The organism is Croceicoccus pelagius, assembly GCF_001661915.1.
Lineage (GTDB): Bacteria > Pseudomonadota > Alphaproteobacteria > Sphingomonadales > Sphingomonadaceae > Croceicoccus > Croceicoccus pelagius.
On record NZ_LYWY01000032.1, the window covers coordinates 46,091 to 63,591 of the forward strand.

Annotated in this window: 15 protein-coding genes; 3 read left to right on the forward strand and 12 right to left on the reverse strand. The window is 64.5% G+C overall.

The window, feature by feature from the left end; genetic code table 11:
- Positions 1-61 precede the first annotated feature (61 nt).
- On the forward strand, positions 62-1,816 hold the full coding sequence (locus A9D15_RS05795) for a methanol/ethanol family PQQ-dependent dehydrogenase (protein ID WP_066762926.1): 1,755 nt from the start codon (positions 62-64) through the stop codon (positions 1,814-1,816).
- Between the two features lie 85 nt (positions 1,817-1,901).
- Positions 1,902-2,561, forward strand: coding sequence for a response regulator (locus A9D15_RS05800; protein WP_229660300.1), 660 nt, complete (start codon positions 1,902-1,904; stop codon positions 2,559-2,561).
- A 20-nt stretch (positions 2,562-2,581) separates the two neighbouring features.
- On the opposite strand, the gene A9D15_RS05805 is transcribed toward A9D15_RS05800, so the two are convergent.
- The 7 genes from A9D15_RS05805 to A9D15_RS05835 all read right to left on the reverse strand — a co-directional run bounded on the left by A9D15_RS05805 (position 2,582) and on the right by A9D15_RS05835 (position 11,788).
- Positions 2,582-4,810, reverse strand: coding sequence for a NahK/ErcS family hybrid sensor histidine kinase/response regulator (locus tag A9D15_RS05805; RefSeq protein ID WP_066762929.1), 2,229 nt, complete (start codon positions 4,808-4,810; stop codon positions 2,582-2,584).
- Positions 4,810-5,949 (reverse strand): FIST N-terminal domain-containing protein, encoded by a 1,140-nt coding sequence (locus tag A9D15_RS05810; RefSeq protein ID WP_066762932.1) that lies wholly within the window; start codon positions 5,947-5,949, stop codon positions 4,810-4,812. The genes A9D15_RS05805 and A9D15_RS05810 overlap by 1 nt, the downstream gene beginning before the upstream one ends.
- A gap of 161 nt (positions 5,950-6,110) precedes the next feature.
- Complete coding sequence (locus A9D15_RS05815; protein ID WP_172807475.1) at positions 6,111-6,521, reverse strand: DUF779 domain-containing protein; 411 nt, start codon at positions 6,519-6,521, stop codon at positions 6,111-6,113.
- A 155-nt stretch (positions 6,522-6,676) separates the two neighbouring features.
- Positions 6,677-8,197 (reverse strand): aldehyde dehydrogenase, encoded by a 1,521-nt coding sequence (adh, locus tag A9D15_RS05820; RefSeq protein ID WP_066762933.1) that lies wholly within the window; start codon positions 8,195-8,197, stop codon positions 6,677-6,679.
- A gap of 361 nt (positions 8,198-8,558) precedes the next feature.
- On the reverse strand, positions 8,559-9,428 hold the full coding sequence (locus A9D15_RS05825; protein ID WP_066762934.1) for a hypothetical protein: 870 nt from the start codon (positions 9,426-9,428) through the stop codon (positions 8,559-8,561).
- Between the two features lie 4 nt (positions 9,429-9,432).
- Complete coding sequence (locus A9D15_RS05830; protein WP_066762939.1) at positions 9,433-11,148, reverse strand: flotillin family protein; 1,716 nt, start codon at positions 11,146-11,148, stop codon at positions 9,433-9,435.
- Between the two features lie 13 nt (positions 11,149-11,161).
- Entirely contained in the window at positions 11,162-11,788 is a 627-nt protein-coding gene (locus tag A9D15_RS05835; RefSeq protein WP_066762942.1) for a YqiJ family protein, read from the reverse strand.
- A gap of 262 nt (positions 11,789-12,050) precedes the next feature.
- On the opposite strand from A9D15_RS05835, the gene bioB reads away from it, so the two are divergent.
- A complete protein-coding gene (gene bioB / locus A9D15_RS05840; RefSeq protein WP_066763513.1) occupies positions 12,051-13,106 on the forward strand; it encodes a biotin synthase BioB in 1,056 nt (351 codons plus the stop codon).
- On the opposite strand, the gene A9D15_RS05845 is transcribed toward bioB, so the two are convergent.
- The 5 genes from A9D15_RS05845 to bioF are packed head-to-tail and all read right to left on the reverse strand — an operon-like array spanning position 13,046 to position 17,496.
- Positions 13,046-14,314 carry an adenosylmethionine--8-amino-7-oxononanoate transaminase gene (locus A9D15_RS05845; RefSeq protein WP_066762950.1) on the reverse strand — a complete coding sequence of 423 codons (1,269 nt, stop codon included), beginning with the start codon at positions 14,312-14,314 and terminating at the stop codon, positions 13,046-13,048. The two genes, bioB and A9D15_RS05845, sit on opposite strands and share 61 nt — an antisense overlap.
- A complete protein-coding gene (gene bioD, locus A9D15_RS05850) occupies positions 14,314-14,943 on the reverse strand; it encodes a dethiobiotin synthase (RefSeq protein ID WP_066762953.1) in 630 nt (209 codons plus the stop codon). Before bioD ends, A9D15_RS05845 begins: the two co-directional genes overlap by 1 nt.
- A complete protein-coding gene (locus tag A9D15_RS05855; protein WP_066762954.1) occupies positions 14,940-15,755 on the reverse strand; it encodes a methyltransferase domain-containing protein in 816 nt (271 codons plus the stop codon). Before A9D15_RS05855 ends, bioD begins: the two co-directional genes overlap by 4 nt.
- Positions 15,710-16,339 carry an alpha/beta fold hydrolase gene (locus tag A9D15_RS05860; protein ID WP_082924285.1) on the reverse strand — a complete coding sequence of 210 codons (630 nt, stop codon included), beginning with the start codon at positions 16,337-16,339 and terminating at the stop codon, positions 15,710-15,712. Before A9D15_RS05860 ends, A9D15_RS05855 begins: the two co-directional genes overlap by 46 nt.
- Positions 16,336-17,496 carry an 8-amino-7-oxononanoate synthase gene (gene bioF, locus A9D15_RS05865; RefSeq protein WP_066762957.1) on the reverse strand — a complete coding sequence of 387 codons (1,161 nt, stop codon included), beginning with the start codon at positions 17,494-17,496 and terminating at the stop codon, positions 16,336-16,338. The genes A9D15_RS05860 and bioF overlap by 4 nt, the downstream gene beginning before the upstream one ends.
- Positions 17,497-17,501 lie beyond the last annotated feature (5 nt).

A 17,501-nucleotide genomic window follows, 5' to 3' on the forward strand; every position in this document is an offset into this window, starting at 1 on the left:
CCTGAACGGGCGCAAAAGCGCTCAAATCAAAGAAGACTTCGGTCTGACGAAGGAGGGAAGGATGAAGGGGCGTTTCAAAACTCTTGCCGTGGCGCTCGCGGCTTCATGTGCAGCCATGAGTGCACCGGCAGTGGCGGACAACCACGCCGGGCCGAACATGAATGACCTGCTGAACGACGCCGATTCCACCGGGGACGTCCTGACCTACGGCATGGGCCCGTGGCAGCAGCGTTATTCCAAGCTCGACAAGGTCAACACCCAGACCGTAAAGCGGCTCGTGCCCGTTTTCTCCGCCTCTCTCGGCGGGGAAAAGCAGCGCGGCCAGGAAGCCCAGCCGATCGTCTATGACGGCACGATCTACGTGACGGGTTCCTATTCCCGCGTCTTCGCCTTCGACGCGAAGACCGGCGAGAAGAAGTGGGAATACAATGCCCGCCTTCCCGACGGCATCATGCCTTGCTGTGATGTCGTCAACCGCGGTGCCGCCATCCACGGCGACAAGATCATCTTCGCCACACTCGATGCGCACCTCGTCGCGCTGAACCGCGAAACCGGCAAGGTCATCTGGAACAAGGAAATCGGCGATTACAAGGCCGGTTATTCCGCGACCGCCGCACCAATCATCGCCAAGGACATGGTGATAACCGGCAATTCGGGCGGTGAATTCGGCATCGTCGGCGCCGTTCAGGCCCGCGACGTCAACACCGGCGAACTGATCTGGGACCGTCCCACCATCGAAGGCCACATGGGCACGATGCGCGGCAAGGACAACGGCATCACCGGCACCACCAATGCCACCTGGGAAGGTGACCTCTGGAAAACCGGCGGCGGTGCGACCTGGCTTGGCGGTACCTACGATCCGGGCACCAACCTCGTCTACTTCGGCACCGGCAACCCGGCACCGTGGAACAGCCACCTGCGTCCCGGCGACAACCTCTATACCTCGTCCACCGTCGCGATCGATGTCGATACCGGCAAGATCAAGTGGCACTACCAGACCACGCCGCACGACGGCTGGGACTTTGACGGCGTGAACGAGTTCATCCCCTTCGATGCCACGATCAAGGGCAAGAAGATGCAACTGGGTGCGAAGGCCGACCGCAACGGTTACTTCTACGTCCTCGACCGCACCAACGGCAAGTTCATCGGCGCGCACAAGTTCGTCATGCAGACGACCTGGGCCGATGGCATCGACCAGAAGACGGGCCGCCCGAACTTTACCAGCGACGGTCGCCCCGGTGCGCCCAGCGGTGCGGACAAGGGCAAGGTCGTGTTCGCAAGCCCCTCGTTCCTTGGCGGCAAGAACTGGATGCCGATGGCCTATAGCCAGGACACCGGCCTGTTCTACATCCCGTCGAACGACTGGGGCATGGACATCTGGAACGAACCGATCGCCTACAAGAAGGGCGCGGCATACCTTGGTGCAGGCTTTACCATCAAGCCGATCGCCGACGATCACATCGGGGCCCTGCGCGCGATGGATCCCAAGACCGGCAAGATCGTCTGGGAAGCCAAGAACCCGGCCCCGCTGTGGGGCGGCGTACTCGCCACCGGCGGCAACCTCGTCTTCACCGGTACGCCCGAAGGCTACCTGAAGGCATTCGATGCCAAGACGGGTCAGGAACTGTGGAAGTTCCAGACCGGTTCGGGCGTCGTCGGTTCGCCGGTGACATGGGAAGACGGCGGCGAACAGTATGTCGCGGTGATGTCCGGCTGGGGCGGCGCCGTTCCGCTCTGGGGTGGTGAGGTCGCCAAGACCTTCAAGGACATCTCGCAGGGCGGTTCGCTCTGGGTCTTCAAACTCTACAACCAGTAAGTAAGGACATGGCCCGCCCGGCATCTGTCGCGGCGGGCCATTTTCCACTATGGCGACATTGATAACAGACTTGCCGAGGCAGAGGATGAACGAAGCGCCTGCTCCCGATCGCGTGCTGATCGTCGACGATCATTCGCTTGTGCGCGACGGGCTGCGTTCGATCCTGGAAGTCAGCTTCCCCGAATGCGAGATCCTCGAGGCCGACAGCTTCGAACAAGCGCTAGAAGAGCTGCAGAAAGCGGACGAGGTCGATCTCGTCCTGCTCGACCTCAATATTCCCGATGTGAACCGCCTGTCGGGTCTGAAACAGTTGCGCGCCGATTTTCCCAGTACGCCTGTCGTCATGGTGACGGGCGTCGTCGACCCGATCGTGATGCGCGACGCGCTGGCCGCAGGGGCTGCCGGTTACGTTCCGAAATCGCTGAAGCGCCCGGCCATTCTCGACGCGCTACAGCAGGTGCTGGCGGGCGAAATCTACCTGCCCGACCTTGAGACGACCGAAAGCGACGATGCGCGCCTTCGCGAGGACGAGGAAATCCGCGCCCGCATCGACAGCCTCACTCCCCAGCAGCGGATCGTGCTGGGCCACCTTGTCGCAGGCCTGCTGAACAAGCAGATCGCGCACGAGCTCAGCGTCTCGATGACGACGGTGAAGGCGCATGTCTCTGCGATCCTGCAGAAGATGAACGTCTATTCGCGCACACAGGCCGTGATCATGGCCAATCGCGTGGGCTTTTCCGACTGATCCACCGTCTTCGCGGGCGGTCAGCCCGTGATCTCCAGCTGCCGCAAAAGCGCACGCAATTGCGCGGGCTTCACCGGCTTGGTCAGGATCGGCAGGCCCTGCGATCCCAGCTTCATCTTCACCTCGTCGCTTCGGTCTGCGGTGATGATGACCGCCGGCAGATCGCCCGAATGCTTTTCGCGCAGCATGGCCACCGCCTCGTCGCCGGTAAGACCATCGTCGAGGTGATAGTCCGCGATGAGAAGTCCGGTCCCCTGCTTCACGCTTTTCACCACGGCGGCATCGTCGGGATGGCTGCCGGTGACGACCTTGAGGCCCCAGTTTTCCAGCAGGACACGCATGCCCTCCTGAACCTGTTCGTCGTTGTCGACGACGGTGACGGTGCCCTGCCCGCTGCGCCCGATGCGTTCGCCCGCGGTCGTCTTCGCAGCCTCGGTCACGCGCGGCTCGGCTCGCGGCACGAGGATGGTGAAAGTAGAGCCGCGCCCTTCCTGTGAATCGAGGTCGATCTCGTGGCCCAGCATGGCGCTGGCGCGGCGCACGATGGCAAGACCAAGGCCCTTGCCCGGCGTTTTCTGCGTCTTTTTCAGGCGGCGGAATTCCTCGAAGATCGCCTCGCGCTTTTCAGGGTCGATGCCGTAGCCGGTATCGATGACCGAGATGGCGACATGGTCGCCCTCCTCGAGCGCCTGCACGACGACGCTGCCCTTTTCGGTATAGCGGATCGCGTTCGACACGAAGTTCTGCAGGATACGGCGCAGCAGACGAAGGTCGCTTTTTACCCAGAGGCCGGTCTCGGGAATTTCGAACTTCAGCCCGTCCTGGCGGGCCAGTGGCGCGAACTCGATGCGCAGGGCCGACAGGATGCGATCCAGCGGCAGCGCCGCGATCTCGGGCTGGATCGCACCTGCATCGAGGCGCGAGATTTCGAACAACGCCTCCAGCAGTTCCTCGACCGAATCGAGCGCCACCGCACTTTGCCGGACAAGCCCGCGATTGGTCGCGGCAAGGCGCCGTTCGGCCAGCGCGGAAACAAACAGTCGCGCGGCGTTCAACGGTTGCAGCAGATCGTGGCTGGCCGCCGCGATGAAGCTGGTTTTCGAACGGTTGGCCTGCTCGGCTTCGTTCTTCGCCTCGACCAGCTGGCGGTTCACCTCGATCAGCTCGGCGGTGCGTTCCTGAACGCGCCTTTCCAGTGTTTCGGCCTGTTCGGTCATCGAACGCTGAAACCGGATACGATCGGTCACGTCGTCGAAGGCATAGGCCATGCCGCCCGCTGAAAGCGAGACAGAACGGATCACGAAGTTGCGCCCCTTCAAGGTGCAATCGGTGCTGATACGCGGCCCCTTGCCGCTGCGCCATTCGACCGCATGCGGCATGTCCAGCCCGCATTCGTTGACGCACCAGTCGTTCAATCGTTCATGCCGCCCGATCGCGCCTTCGAGATCGCTCTCGATGCCGAGCATTCGTATGAGCGGCTCGTTCCAGGCGACAAGGCGGCGCTGGCTGTCGAACAGGCACGCACCTTCCGACAAAGTGTCGAGCGAGGCCTGCAGGGCGAGGTTGCGTTCGGCCAGTTCGCGGGCGCGTTCGCGCGCGTCCTCGGCCTTGACCGAAGTGATGTCGGTATAGATGCCGACGGTGCCGCCCTCGCTGGTGCGAAGCTCGTTGATCTGCAACCAGCGCCCGTCGGACAGCAATTGCACGTGGGCGCCCGATGCGTCGCGGTGCCTTGCCATGCGCTCCCGCATCCACCGGTCGGGTGACAGACGCGACCCCATCGTGCGCCCGCCACGCGCAAGCTGTTCGGCAAGATCCGTGAAAGTGGGCGAAGCTTCGGAGATATCGGCGAATTCGGGCCAGATCTTCAAGAAGGCCTTGTTGTGCGTGACAAGGCGGTCATCGGCATCGAACAGCGCGAAACCGTCGGAAAGGCTCTCGATCGCATCGCGCAGCCGCGCGCGCGCGGCATCCGCATCGCGGCTTACGGTTTCGAGGTAGGCGTTGACTTCGGCAAGCTTGCCAAGCGCGTCTTCCAGCTCACCCGTGCGGTCGCGCACCATCGCTTCCAGCGCGATGGCGGTCTCGAACATGGAATACGAACCTTCCATGTCGCTCGAGCGTTCGGCGCGGTCGATCAGTGCCTCGTTCACTTTCTCGAGCCTGCGGACACGCTCCTTCAGCGCGGCGATTTCCTCGTCACGCTCGTCCGGGGCCGCCGGGGCCAGGTCCTTGCCGCGCGTTGCCATCAGCGGCCGATCGCAAGGCCGCTAATGGTCTGGTTCACATGCGCGGTGCGAAACTGTTCGCCGTACGTGTTGAAACCGATCACGCCCTTTTCGGTATAGAGCGCAGAAACCTCGTGCGCGACTTGCCTGCGTTCGGCGTCGATGCGGTTCAGCACGCAGTCGAACGCGATGATATGGTCGATCTGGCCGACTTTTCCTTCGGTCTGGTCGAACAGTTCGCGCATCGCAGCAACGCGGTCGACGGGTTCGCCCACCGTCAGCACCACCCCGCGATCGATCGCGCAATAGAACGTCAGCGATCCGTCGGCATTGGCCGACTGGATCGAGCGGACGTGATATTCCCCGCCGGTACGCACCATCAGCGGGTGGGATGCGAAGAAGGCCGCATCCAGGGTCTGGCTCGGCTGGCCCACGACGCGCAGGTATTCCTCTGCCGCGGGAACCGCGTTGATCTCGAAGGCGGTGCGTGTTTCCGCGTCCGCCTCGGTAATGACCATGCGTTCGCCGCCGGGGCGATAGTGGTTGGCGGAAAAAGCCTGCATCTGGCGGGACGAAGACAAGAGGCCGATGACTGCCGCATCCCGCTGGAAATGGCCGTCGAAAAAGATGCCGGTTTCCTTGAAAGCCAACCCATCCCCGCTCGATCCGCCGATCAGTTCGATCTCGCCCAGCGCTTCCTGCGCGGTCATCGTCAGCAATTCCTCACGGTGGGATAGCCCGTCGACAAGGAACAGGGCGACGTGGCTAAGCCCCTCACCCAGCGCCAGTGCGGCAACGTTCCGGCAGCTTCCCGCAAAATGCCGCACCTGCTTGCGCGCGGCTTCCGGATCGAAGTTGTCGAGGTCGGTAAAGGGCAGCAGTTCAAGGTGAAATGCGTCCGCCGGAAACCCGACGAAGACAAGGCTGTCGCTATCGTAACCGCGCGTGGTCAACTCGCCTGCGCTGGTGCATCCGAACAGGGGGATGCCGGGCATCAGCTTGTCGAGCGCTGCGGCCAGTTCCGTCCGCTCGAACCGGTGCGAACAGAACACGAGCCCGCCCGCCAGCGGCACGCCCGCGATGGCGCGCGCGATCTCCGCGACTGCCGCATCGGGCTCGCTGGCGTGGGTCGTTACGGCGACAAGACCGTCCGCGCTCACCTCTGTATCAGTCAGGTGCCCTCTCCTTCATCCCCTCACCGGCCGTGTCGCGCCCTTTTTCTGGCGTCTTGGTCTGGCCGTTTTCAGATTATCGAACCTAGCGTTTCGCGATCCGCTGGCCAAGCGGCAAGCGATACGCGATGACACAACTATCGCAGCCGTCAGGCCACTTCGTCGCCGCGCAGCGGCTCGCCGCCCGCGTTCAGCGCATCGACCTCTTCATCCGTAAAAACCCGGCTGCGCACGATGAAGCGCACGCCTTCGGGCGCCTCCAGGCTCATGCCTGATCCGCGGCCCGGCACAACGTCGATGGTGACTTGCGTGTGGCGCCAGTATTCGAACTGCGCCGCCCCGATCCAGACCGGCGTATCGGCGACCAGAGTCCCCAACAGAACGTCCTGTTTTCCGACCCGGAATTCGCCGCGCGGAAAGCACATCGGCGCACTGCCGTCGCAACATCCGCCCGACTGGTGGAACATCAGCGGCCCGTGCATTTCGGTCAGCCTGAAGATCCAGTCCTCGGCCTCTGGCGTCGCGACGATGCGGGCGGGAGCGGTGGAAATCGTGGTCATGACCTTTGTCCTTACAAGGATTGGCCCGGATGCACCAAGGCCGGAGCAGGCTTGCGCCTGCCCCGGCCCGGGATGGCCTCGCCCCTCGGCTGGCACCTGGAAGATGTGCCGGCACGGGTGTCGAGGTGGGAGGTCGTAAGCCCTCTGCGGCGGCATCAGAAGAAGCCGAGCGCCTTCGGGCTGTAGCTCACCAGCATGTTCTTTGTCTGCTGGTAGTGTTCGAGCATCATCTTGTGGTTTTCACGCCCGATGCCCGACTGCTTGTAACCGCCGAACGCTGCGTGCGCCGGATAGGCGTGGTAGCAGTTGGTCCACACGCGGCCAGCCTGGATGGCGCGGCCGAAGCGGTAGCAGGTGTTGGCATCGCGGCTCCACACGCCGGCACCAAGGCCGTAGAGCGTGTCGTTCGCGATCGAGAGCGCTTCCTCGTCCGACGAGAACTTGGTCACGGCCAGAACCGGGCCGAAGATCTCTTCCTGGAAGACGCGCATCTTGTTGTGCCCTTCAAGCACGGTCGGCTTCACGTAGTAACCGTCGGCCAGCTCGCCGTCGTGCACCGCACGCTCGCCGCCGGTAAGGACCTTGGCACCCTCGTCACGGCCGATGCCGATGTAGGACAGGATCTTTTCCAGCTGGTCGTTCGATGCCTGCGCACCGATCATGGTGCTGGGGTCGAGCGGGTTGCCCATCTTGATCGCCTCGACGCGCTTGATCGCCCGTTCCATGAACCGGTCGTAGATCGATTCGTGGACCAGTGCGCGGCTGGGGCAGGTGCAGACCTCGCCCTGGTTCAGCGCGAACATCGCAAAGCCTTCAAGCGCCTTGTCGAAGTAGTCGTCGTCTTCGCGCATCACGTCGGCGAAGAAGATGTTCGGGCTCTTGCCGCCAAGCTCCAGCGTGCAGGGAATGAGGTTTTCCGAAGCATACTGCATGATCAGGCGGCCGGTCGTCGTCTCGCCGGTGAAGGCGATCTTGGCGATGCGCTTGTTCGATGCCAGCGGCTTGCCCGCCTCGACGCCGAAGCCGTTGACGACGTTGAGCACGCCTTCGGGCAGCAGGTCGCCGATGACTTCCATCAGCACCATGATCGACATCGGGGTCTGTTCGGCAGGCTTCAGCACGATGCAGTTGCCTGCGGCCAGCGCCGGGGCCAGCTTCCACACGGCCATCAAAAGCGGGAAGTTCCACGGGATGATCTGGCCGACCACGCCCAGCGGTTCGTGGAAGTGATAGGCCACGGTGTCGTGGTCGATTTCCGAGATCGAGCCTTCCTGCGCGCGCAGGCAGCCTGCGAAATAACGGAAGTGGTCGACGCCCAGCGGAAGATCGGCCGCGGTCGTTTCGCGGATCGGCTTGCCGTTGTCGATGGTTTCCACCAGCGCCAGCATGTCGAGGTTTTCTTCCATGCGGTCGGCGATGCGGTTCAGGATATTCGCACGCTCGGTCGTCGAGGTGCGACCCCACGCGTCCTTGGCCTTGTGGGCGGCATCCAGCGCCAGCTCGATGTCCTCGGCGGTGCCGCGGGCCACCTGGCACACGGGCTTGCCGGTCACCGGCGAAATGTTGTCGAAATACTGTCCCTTCACGGGGGCAACCCACTTGCCGCCGATGAAGTTGTCAAAACGATCGCGGATAAGCGACTGGCCGCTGAACTTGCTGAGAGCCTGTTCGAGCATATTGAATTCCTCCTCTCGCCAAAGACGTTTCGCCGGACACTTTGCGCGCCCTGCCGACACTCGCCAATTATACCTTGGACCGAGACGGGTCGGGACGCGCCGTCCTTGCGGCAGACAGGCAAGCGGACATGCACGGCGGAAGAGAAATCGAACTGCGACTCGATGACGGGCGTGGCCGGCCCGGTCGATCGCAGCGCTCCGAAGAAGGGCCTGCTCCAGATCCCCATGGACCACAGCGCGGATGGGCCGGTAATTTGGCAAGGGCGCGCCATGCCGGCCAGGCGCGACGAGGACGAGAACCAGACCGAGGCGGCTTTGCGCCAACCGCCTCGCCGCGGCGCTGTTCGAAGGCTTTCCGGCCTCAGCGCGGCGTATCGCGATCTGCGAGGCGGATCGATCCCGGCACGCGGGCTTCGTCGATGTCAATGACGATGTCGGCGGCCATATCCTCGATCTGCCAGCGGGTCAGCCGCTCGTAGTGCGAGATGAAGCGGCGCAATTCGTCCGCCGTCATCGCCGCCCCCGCATCCGCGCCGCTGCGGTCGAGGCCGCGTTCCTGCTCGCTGCGCCAGCCTTCGACGACGGCGAATGACGGCGCGCGCAGCAGGATCGACAGGTCGATACGCCCGAAGAACGTGCGGTATTCGCCCGCCAGCGCCGCGTTCACCGCGCGCCGCCAGTCGCCGCCGGCATCCTCTGCGTGCTCCAGTTCGTTGACGGGTTCGGCCAGCATGCCATCTGGCTGGGGCCGCGCGCCGACGCACCACCCTTCCAGCAGGACCACGTCGACAGGCCGTTCGACCAGTTCCCACTCCGCTGCCGATCGCCGATCATCGGTGGCCTTGTCGAACGAGGGCACCCGCACCGTCTCGCCCGCCAGCAAGGCCGAGACGGTCGCATCCATCAGCGCCACGTCATGCGTGCCCGGAACGCCTCGCGTCGCCAGAAGCGGGTGGCGGGTTCGCGCAAGGTCGGCCCGCTCCGCTTTTGTCAGGTAGAAATCGTCGATAGAGCAGACTTGCGTGGCGAGCCCCCGCGCCGCCAGCTTACCGGCCAGTCGCGCCGCCGTGGTCGACTTGCCGCTACCCTGCGCGCCGCTCAATCCGATCAGGACCGGTCGCCCCGCATCCTGGCTCGCCCCCACAATCGCCTCGACCAGAAACGCATCGGCAGCCACAAGGGCAGTGGCCGCCGAAACGGCCCCTGCCCCTGCCTTGTCACTGCCAGACATCGCGTCAGGCTTCGTCGCTCTCGACTTCCTCGACATCGCTCTTGTCGAGTTCAGCCTTTTCCGGCTTCGGCACCGGCGCGCTGATTGGTGCGTCGTTCACCATTCCTGCCTTTGCCAAACCTTCCAGCGAGCCACCGTCGAGGCCGAGTTCCTTCATAAGACCGTCGATGACCGGCGCCTGCGCGCGGTAGGACAGCGCCGCGCTCAGCGCATCGCTGGCAAGATTGCCGCCGCCCGGACCGGCCGCAACCGGTTTGCCATCGGCGCCGCGGGCACCGGTAATGCCGTCGACCTGCACGATCTTGATCGAATCGATCGCTTCCAGCGGCTTCGCGCTTTCGCGCACGAGGTCGGGCAGGGCCTTGAGCAGCGCGAGCTTCGTCTGCAGCGACACCTGGCTGCTCGACAGGATGTTCGCAGCCTCGTTGACCGCACGCTGACCGGCGGCCTCGACTTCGAAGCGCACGCGGTCGGCCTCGGCGCGAAGCTTTTCGGCCTCTGCCTCACCCTCTGCCTCAAGGCGCGCGGCCTCTGCCCGGTTGCGAGCGGCATCGCGCTCGGCCTCGGCCTCGACCTTCACCTTGATCGCGTCGCGTTCGGCGATCTTCGCGGCCTCGATCAACTGGATGCGCTTGTCACGTTCGGCCACTTCGGTCTCGCGGCTGGTCGCAACCGATTCCTCGGCAGCCACAGCCTTGGCGCGGGCCTCGTCGGCTTCGGCCTTGGCCTGGCTTTCCTCGCGGCTCTTGTTCTGAACCGCGATCTGCTGTTCCTGCCGCGCGATTTCCAGGGCGCGCTGCTGGTCGATGCGGGCTTCCTCGACAAGTCGGTCGGCCTCGATCTGCTGGGCATCGACCTGCTTCTTCGCCTCGATCCGCGCGGCATCGGCCTCGCGGTTGCGCTCTGCCTGTTCGCGCGCGATCTCGGCGATCTGCGCGGCGCGGCGCACCTCGACCTCGCGCTCCTGCTCAAGCCGGGCATATTCCTGGTCGCGGCCGATCTCGAACGAACGCTTGTCCGCCTCGAGGTTCTTGGTCTCCATCTGGACGCGGGTGTCCTGCTCGATATCGTTGCGGAGCTTCTTGCGCGCCTCGATCTGCTCGGTCAGCTTGGTAAGACCCTCGGCGTCGAAGGCATTGTTGGCGTTGAAATGCTCGATGCTCGTCTGGTCGAGACCGGTCAGCGAGACCGATTCCAGTTCAAGCCCGTTCATCGCAAGGTCGTTCGATGACACCTGCTGCACCTTCTGGACGAAGTCCGCGCGCTGTTCGTGCAATTCGTTCATCGTCATGCCCGCCGCGACCGAACGCAGAGCGTCGACGAACTTGCCCTCGACAAGGTCCTTCAGCGCCTCTGGGTGCATGGTGCGTTCGCCCAGCGTCTGCGCGGCCATGGCGATGGCGTTGGCATCGGGCCGGACGCGCACGTAGAATTCAGCCTTCACGTCGATGCGAAGACGGTCGAGCGTGATGAGCGCGTCTTGGTTCTTGCGTTCGACCGCAAGGCGCACGGTGTTCATGTTGACCGGCATCGTTTCGTGCAGCACCGGCAGGACCATAGCGCCGCCGTTCATAACGACTTTTTCGCCGCCCCAGCCCGTGCGAACAAAGCCCACCTGTTTGGTTGCGCGACGATAAAGCCGGGTGATCATGAAGGCGATGATGAGCAGGACGACGAGCCCTGTCCCAGCCATGATGCCGATGGTAATCAACTGATCCATGTGCGTACCCCCTTTAATGCGTTAGCCGGAACGGTTCGGAACCGCCGATGGCAAAGAAAACCTGATCCTCACGGCGGACGAGCATGACCTCGTCACCCTCGATGAATTCGATCGCGTCCTCGTGCGGCTCGACCATCACGTTATGCGATTGGCCGAACCGGTCGGTGACTTGCGCGCGCGCGGGACTGCCGCGCCGCGCGGTGCCGATCGAGATCGTGCCCCGCCGGCCGAGCAGTTCGTCGACCGATACGGCCGTCGTCTCGTCATGCGGCCAGATCCGGCCCAGCGGCCGCGCAAGCAGACCCGTTGCCGGCAAGCCGACGACGACGCCCATGACCGCCGCCGCCGCCGCCGGCAGCGGCGCGCCGATCAGTGCGGTCAGCAATTCCTGTAGCGACAGGCCGATAAGCCCGAACGAGGCACAGAACAGCGCCAGCCATGCCACCAGCGGCAACCGGTCGAGCCCGACGATGCTGGCCAATCCGCCAACCACATCGGCAGCCTCCGGCCCCTCGACATCGATGTCGCCGTCGAAATCCGGCCCGAAATCGCCAAGGCCAAGAAGTTGCACGACAAGCAGCAATAGAAGAAACGCCAACGCAACCGCGAACGGCGTGTTGTGCGTTGCAAGAATATCCATTTCCAACCCCTTTCCCTGTTCGGAAAGATGGCAGGAAATTGTTGCATTTCATACCATAATCGGAAGAAGTGCTGCCGATTTTCGAGTTAGTATAACGGTGCGAACAACCTCCCTAAACGGGCCATCCGCTACCTTCGCTTGGATTATGCGTGTATATCCGCGGCACTAATCGGGCTTGCATGATCCCGCGCCTTGCTTAAGGCGCCAATGCAAAGGCCCGCCCGCGCGCGAGGCCGGCACCGGATACCCGAAGGAAAAGAGCGTGACGCAAGCAAATGCAGCCCCCCGCAGCGACTGGACCCGCGACGAGATTGCGGAGCTTTTCGACCTGCCCTTCACCGAACTGGTCTTCCGCGCAGCGCAAGTGCATCGCGACAATCACCCCGCGAACCAGGTGCAGTTGTCCACCCTGCTCTCTATCAAGACCGGCGGCTGCCCCGAAGACTGCGGCTACTGCTCCCAATCGGCCAGCGCCGACAGCGGCGTGAAGGCGACCAAGCTGCTCGACGTGCAGCAGGTGCTTCAGGCCGCCGCGCAGGCGAAGGACCACGGTTCGACCCGTTTCTGTATGGGCGCTGCTTTCCGCAATCCCAAGGAACGCGACATGCCCGCGATCATCCAGATGGTCGAAGGCGTTCGCGCGATGGGCATGGAAACCTGCATGACGCTGGGCATGCTCAACGAAAAGCAATCGGCCATGCTCGCCGAGGCGGGGCTCGACTACTACAACCACAATATCGACACTTCGCCCGAAAATTACGCCAACATTACCTCGACCCGCACGATCGAGGACCGGCTCGACACCCTGTCCAACGTGCGCAAGGCAGGCATCAACGTCTGTTCGGGCGGGATCGTCGGCATGGGCGAGACGCGGGCCGACCGCGTGGGCTTCATCCACACGCTGGCGACGCTGCCCGAACATCCGGGTTCGGTGCCGGTGAATGCGCTGGTGCCGGTAAAGGGCACGCCGCTGGGCGACATGCTGGCCGATACGCCGCTCGCCAAGATCGACGATATAGAGTTCGTCCGCACCGTCGCGGTCGCGCGCATCACGATGCCGGGCTCGATGGTCCGCCTGTCGGCTGGCCGCGAATCGATGAGCGAGGCGACGCAAGCGCTGTGCTTCCTCGCGGGCGCGAATTCGATCTTCACCGGCGACAAGCTGCTGACCGCGCCTAACGCGGGTGACGACAGCGATGCGGAAATGTTCGCCCGCCTCGGCATAGAGGCAATGCCGGCGAGCGAGCCGCGCGACGCTCAGGCTCCGTCGTGTGCAGGTTCGCGCAGCGAGCGCAGTGCAGAGGCGATGACCTCGTAAACCCGGGCCAGCTGCGCTTCTGAAATGCAGTAGGGCGGCATCACGTAGACGGTGTTGCCCAGCGGGCGCAGCAGCAGGTCGTTCTCGCGGAAGAACTTCAGCAGGCGCGGCTGGACGTCGGCAAGGTAGCCCTGAGCACCGGGAACGTCGAAGGCCGCAATGGTGCCGCACTGGCGCACATTCTCTATCTCGTGATCGGCGGCGAGCGCGGACAGGTGCTTCGCCTGCCGCTCCACCAGCGTCGCCACCTGATCGCGCACCGATCCTTCGCGCCAGATCGCAAGGTTTGCCGCCGCCGCCGCGCAGGCAATGGGGTTGGCGGTGTAGCTGGACGAGTGGAAGAACATCTTGGCGCGGTCGGTGCTGTAATGCGCCTCCCAGATCGGCTCGCTCGCCATCGTGACGGCCAGCGGGATCGCCCCGCCGGTCAGGCCCTTCGACAGGCAGAGGATATCGGGCACGACGCCCGCCTGTTCGCAGGCCAGCAACGTGCCGGTGCGACCCCATCCGGTCATGACCTCGTCGGCAATGAACAGCGTGCCGTGCCGGGCGCAGATGCTGCGCATCTCGGCAAGTACCGCGGGCGAATACATCAGCATCCCGCCCGCGCCGAGCACCAGCGGCTCTACGATGAAAGCAGCCGCTCCGTTCGCGCAGGCGCGGTCTAGCGCATCATAACAGGCCTGCTCCGCACCCTCGGCGGGAAACGGCACTTTCGCGACATCGAAAAGGAGCGGTTCATAGGCCTGATTGAAAACCCCACGCTCCCCCACCGACATCGCGCCGATCGTGTCGCCGTGATAGGAATGTTCCATCACGACGATGCCTTCGCGCCGCGCGCCCTGCGCCTGCCAGTATCCGAGCGCCATCTTCAGCGCGACTTCGACGGCCGTGGACCCGGAATCGGAGAAGAACACGCGGGTCAGCGCATCGGGCATCATCTCGCGCAGGCCGCGCGCGACGTTCTCTGCCGGTTCGTGGGTCCAGCCCGCGAAGATGACCTGGTCGAGCTTCGTCGCCTGTTCGCGGATCGCCTCGATGATCGGCGGATGGTTGTGCCCGTGCGTCGTCACCCACCACGATGATATGCCGTCGATCACTTCGCGCCCGTCCGCGGTGTGAAGCAGAGCGCCCTCGCCCTTCACGACCGTCGGGATCGCTTCTTCCAGTCCGTGCTGTGTGAAGGGATGCCAGATCGGGGAAGTCATCAAAGGAAGTCCTGAAGGTCGAAGTTCTCGCGGAAGGCCGCGCCAAGGCTGGCCGCGTCGAGCGGGTCGACGAAGGGCAGACGGCCCAGACGTTTGACCTTCCCCATTGCGGCGATGATCGCCTCGCTGTCCTCTACCGCATCGCCGACGAAGGCTACGCCGAGGATTGGGACGCCGCGCGAGCGTAGCGCCTCTATCGAGAGCAGCGAGTGATTGATCGTACCCAAAGCAGTGCGCGCCACGAGCACGACCGGTGCGCCCCACCTGGCAAACATATCGGCGTAAAGAAGCTCGCGGGTCAGCGGCACGAGCGCGCCGCCCGCGCCTTCGACGATCAGTGGTCCTTCCACAGCGGGCAGCGCAAGTCGCGCCGGATCGATCGTCACCCCGTCGATCTCTGCCGCGATGTGCGGCGATGCCGGTGTGGCAAGGTCATAGGCAGAGGGCACGAAACGGTCGTCCGGCAGGCCGGAGAGCTCGATCACGCGGTCACGGTCGGTGCGGCCATGATCGTCGGTGCCCGCCTGTACCGGCTTCCAGTAATGCGCGCCCAATGCGCCTGCCAGCGCGGCGGCGAAGACGGTCTTGCCAATGTCGGTGTCGGTGCCGGTGACGACGATCGTATTCACGGAACGCTCCTGCGGAAATGCCCGATGACGACTTCGTACGTGACCGCCGATCCCCGCTCCTCGAACCGCGCCATGACGCGGCGCATTTCGGCAGGGCCCAGCGGGCGATGCGCCGGTTGCGGCGTACCCGCCCCGATCGCGCGCAGGCTACGCAGGAAGCCGAGCGCGTCGTCATGGCTCTCGACCCGTTTCTGCACGACAAGATCGCCGACCCGCGCACCTGCCTGCATATTTTGCAGCTCGCTCAGAGGCGCGAACCTGCGCGTTCCGGCCTCCAGCCCTTCCTCCTCGTGCGCGGCGCGCCATTCGGCAAACGTTCCCGCGCCAAGCGTTGCGAAAAGGCAATGCCCGCCGACTTTCACGCTGCGCAGCATCCGTGCGACCGCCATTTCCTGATCGTCGAACCACTGCATCGCAAGGCTGGAGCAGACGAGATCGAACTCGCCCATCTCGGGCAGTCCATACTCGCCGTCCATCACCGCAAAGCGCCGCCCTGCACTCTCGCCCAAGCGCGCCTTGCACCGTTCGACCATCGCAGGCGCGATGTCGGTGACGAGCCAATTCCCGCCAATTCCCACCTCGATCAGGGCCTGCGTCAGAAATCCCGTCCCGCACCCGATTTCAAGGATGCGCGGATTTTCGGGTAAGTCCAGCGCGGCAATTCGCGCGGCAAGATCGTAGGCGATGTCGTGCTGAACCCGCGCATGGCGGTCATAGTCGCGAGCCGAACCGAAGGCGGCGCCGATCCGTTCGCGTTCGACCGCGTTCACGCCGCTATCCCCGCGAATTCGGCGATGGCCTTTGCTGTCCATTCGGGCGCTTCGAGCGGGAGGAGATGGCCTGCGTTCTCGCAAGTCATGCGGGTCACGCGTGCCTTGGCGAATACCGCGCCGCGCATCGCTTCGGGCAGCAAAGGGTCGTTCGCCCCTTGCAGCGACAGCACCGACAGGCAGTCGGTAGCGTCGCGCAAATCGCCATCGCGCAGCAGTTCCAGATCGGTCAGAAGCGGCGCCAGTTCAGGAGCACCCGCCGCAGGGTCCGCCCCGCAGCGCCTGCGGAAATCCGCCAGAACTTGCGCCGGAGACTGCGGCAGCCGCGCAATCATCCGGTCCAGCGGACGGCGGGCGGCGCCGGAAAAGCCGTCGCCTTCGCTAAACCTGTCGAACCCGTTAACCGCCACCATGCCGCGGCACCGGTCAGGCAAGTCCGCCAGCCAATGCATCGCGCCCATACTGTGCCCCACGACCAGGCAGGGCCCATCGCTCTCTACCGCGACCGGCGAGCCGAAATAGCCGCGATCGGCCAGACGGCATTCGAACCCGTCCAGATGCCGCACGACGCCCGACCAGATCGAGGCATCGAAGCCCCAGCCGTGCATGAACAAAAGCACCGTCACGCCCGATCACCGATCGCGGCAAGCAAGGCATCGACGTCCTCTTCCCCGTGCGTTGCGCGCAGGGCAAGGCGCAGGCGGCTCGTGCCCTTGGGCACCGTTGGCGGGCGGATGGCGGAGGCGATCATGCCCGCCTCTTCCAGCCGAGCAGAAAGCGCCAGCGCGTCTTCGGCCTCACCGATCACGGCAGGCACTATCTGCGTGCTTGATGGACCGACGTCGAACCCGCGTGCTGTCAAACCTTCGCGCAGCCGGTCCCCCAGAGCGGCAAGATGCGCGCGCTGCGCATCCATATCCGGCACGAGGTCGAGCGCAGCATCGATCGCGCCCAGAACGGCAGGCGGCGGCGCGGTGGTATAGATGAAGCCGCTGCTCGCATTGACGAGGTAGTCGATCAGCACGCGCGAACCCGCGACATAGGCCCCGAACCCGCCCAGCGCCTTGCTGAACGTACCCATCGTCACGTCCACCGCGCCCGGCACCGTCGCGGAAAGCCCCGCGCCTTTGGGCCCCAGAACGCCGGTCGCATGGGCCTCGTCGACATAGAGCACCGCGTCGTATTCGCGCGCCAGACGGGCCAGTTCCGCCATGTCGGCGCGGTCCCCGTCCATGCTGAAGACGCTTTCGGTCAGGATCATGCGCGCAGGCGCTTCGGCGCTTTCGGCCAACAGCTTTTCGAGCGCCGCCATATCGTTGTGCGGGAACCGCGTCTGGCGAATGCCCGCGACATTGCAGCCCGCGTGCATGCTCGCGTGGTTCAACCGGTCTGTCAGCACCACCGCCCCCGGCACCGCCGCGAGGAGCGCCGGTATTACCGCCGCGTTGGCCTGCCAGCCCGATGCGAAAATCAGTGCCGCCTCGGTCCCCTTGAACCGCGCGATCTTATGCTCGAGCTCGAGATGCGCATCGAGAGTGCCGGTTACCAACCGCGAAGCACCGCTGCCGCTGCCCATGCGCGCAGCCCATTCGCCGGCACGTTCGGCAAGCAGCGGGTGGCGTGCAAGGCCAAGGTAGTCGTTGCTGGAGAAATCGAGCATTTCCCGCCCGCCCCGCACGATGCGCCCATCCCCTGCAAGCGCGGCAGGCCGTAGCGTCCGGCGCAGGCCTCGCGCGGCTTTCTGCGCCAGCAGATCCTCGAATAGGGGGTCGATCCGGGTCATTCGCG

Coding starts and splice junctions, on each gene's coding strand:
- A9D15_RS05795 (WP_066762926.1), top strand. CDS start 62: ATGAAGGGGCGTTTCAAAACTCTTGCCGTGGCGCTCGCGGCTTCATGT.
- A9D15_RS05800 (WP_229660300.1), top strand. CDS start 1,902: ATGAACGAAGCGCCTGCTCCCGATCGCGTGCTGATCGTCGACGATCAT.
- A9D15_RS05805 (WP_066762929.1), bottom strand. CDS start 4,810: ATGGCAACGCGCGGCAAGGACCTGGCCCCGGCGGCCCCGGACGAGCGT.
- A9D15_RS05815 (WP_172807475.1), bottom strand. CDS start 6,521: ATGACCACGATTTCCACCGCTCCCGCCCGCATCGTCGCGACGCCAGAG.
- adh (WP_066762933.1), bottom strand. CDS start 8,197: ATGCTCGAACAGGCTCTCAGCAAGTTCAGCGGCCAGTCGCTTATCCGC.
- A9D15_RS05825 (WP_066762934.1), bottom strand. CDS start 9,428: ATGTCTGGCAGTGACAAGGCAGGGGCAGGGGCCGTTTCGGCGGCCACT.
- A9D15_RS05830 (WP_066762939.1), bottom strand. CDS start 11,148: ATGGATCAGTTGATTACCATCGGCATCATGGCTGGGACAGGGCTCGTC.
- A9D15_RS05835 (WP_066762942.1), bottom strand. CDS start 11,788: ATGGATATTCTTGCAACGCACAACACGCCGTTCGCGGTTGCGTTGGCG.
- A9D15_RS05845 (WP_066762950.1), bottom strand. CDS start 14,314: ATGACTTCCCCGATCTGGCATCCCTTCACACAGCACGGACTGGAAGAA.
- A9D15_RS05855 (WP_066762954.1), bottom strand. CDS start 15,755: ATGGACAGCAAAGGCCATCGCCGAATTCGCGGGGATAGCGGCGTGAAC.
- bioF (WP_066762957.1), bottom strand. CDS start 17,496: ATGACCCGGATCGACCCCCTATTCGAGGATCTGCTGGCGCAGAAAGCC.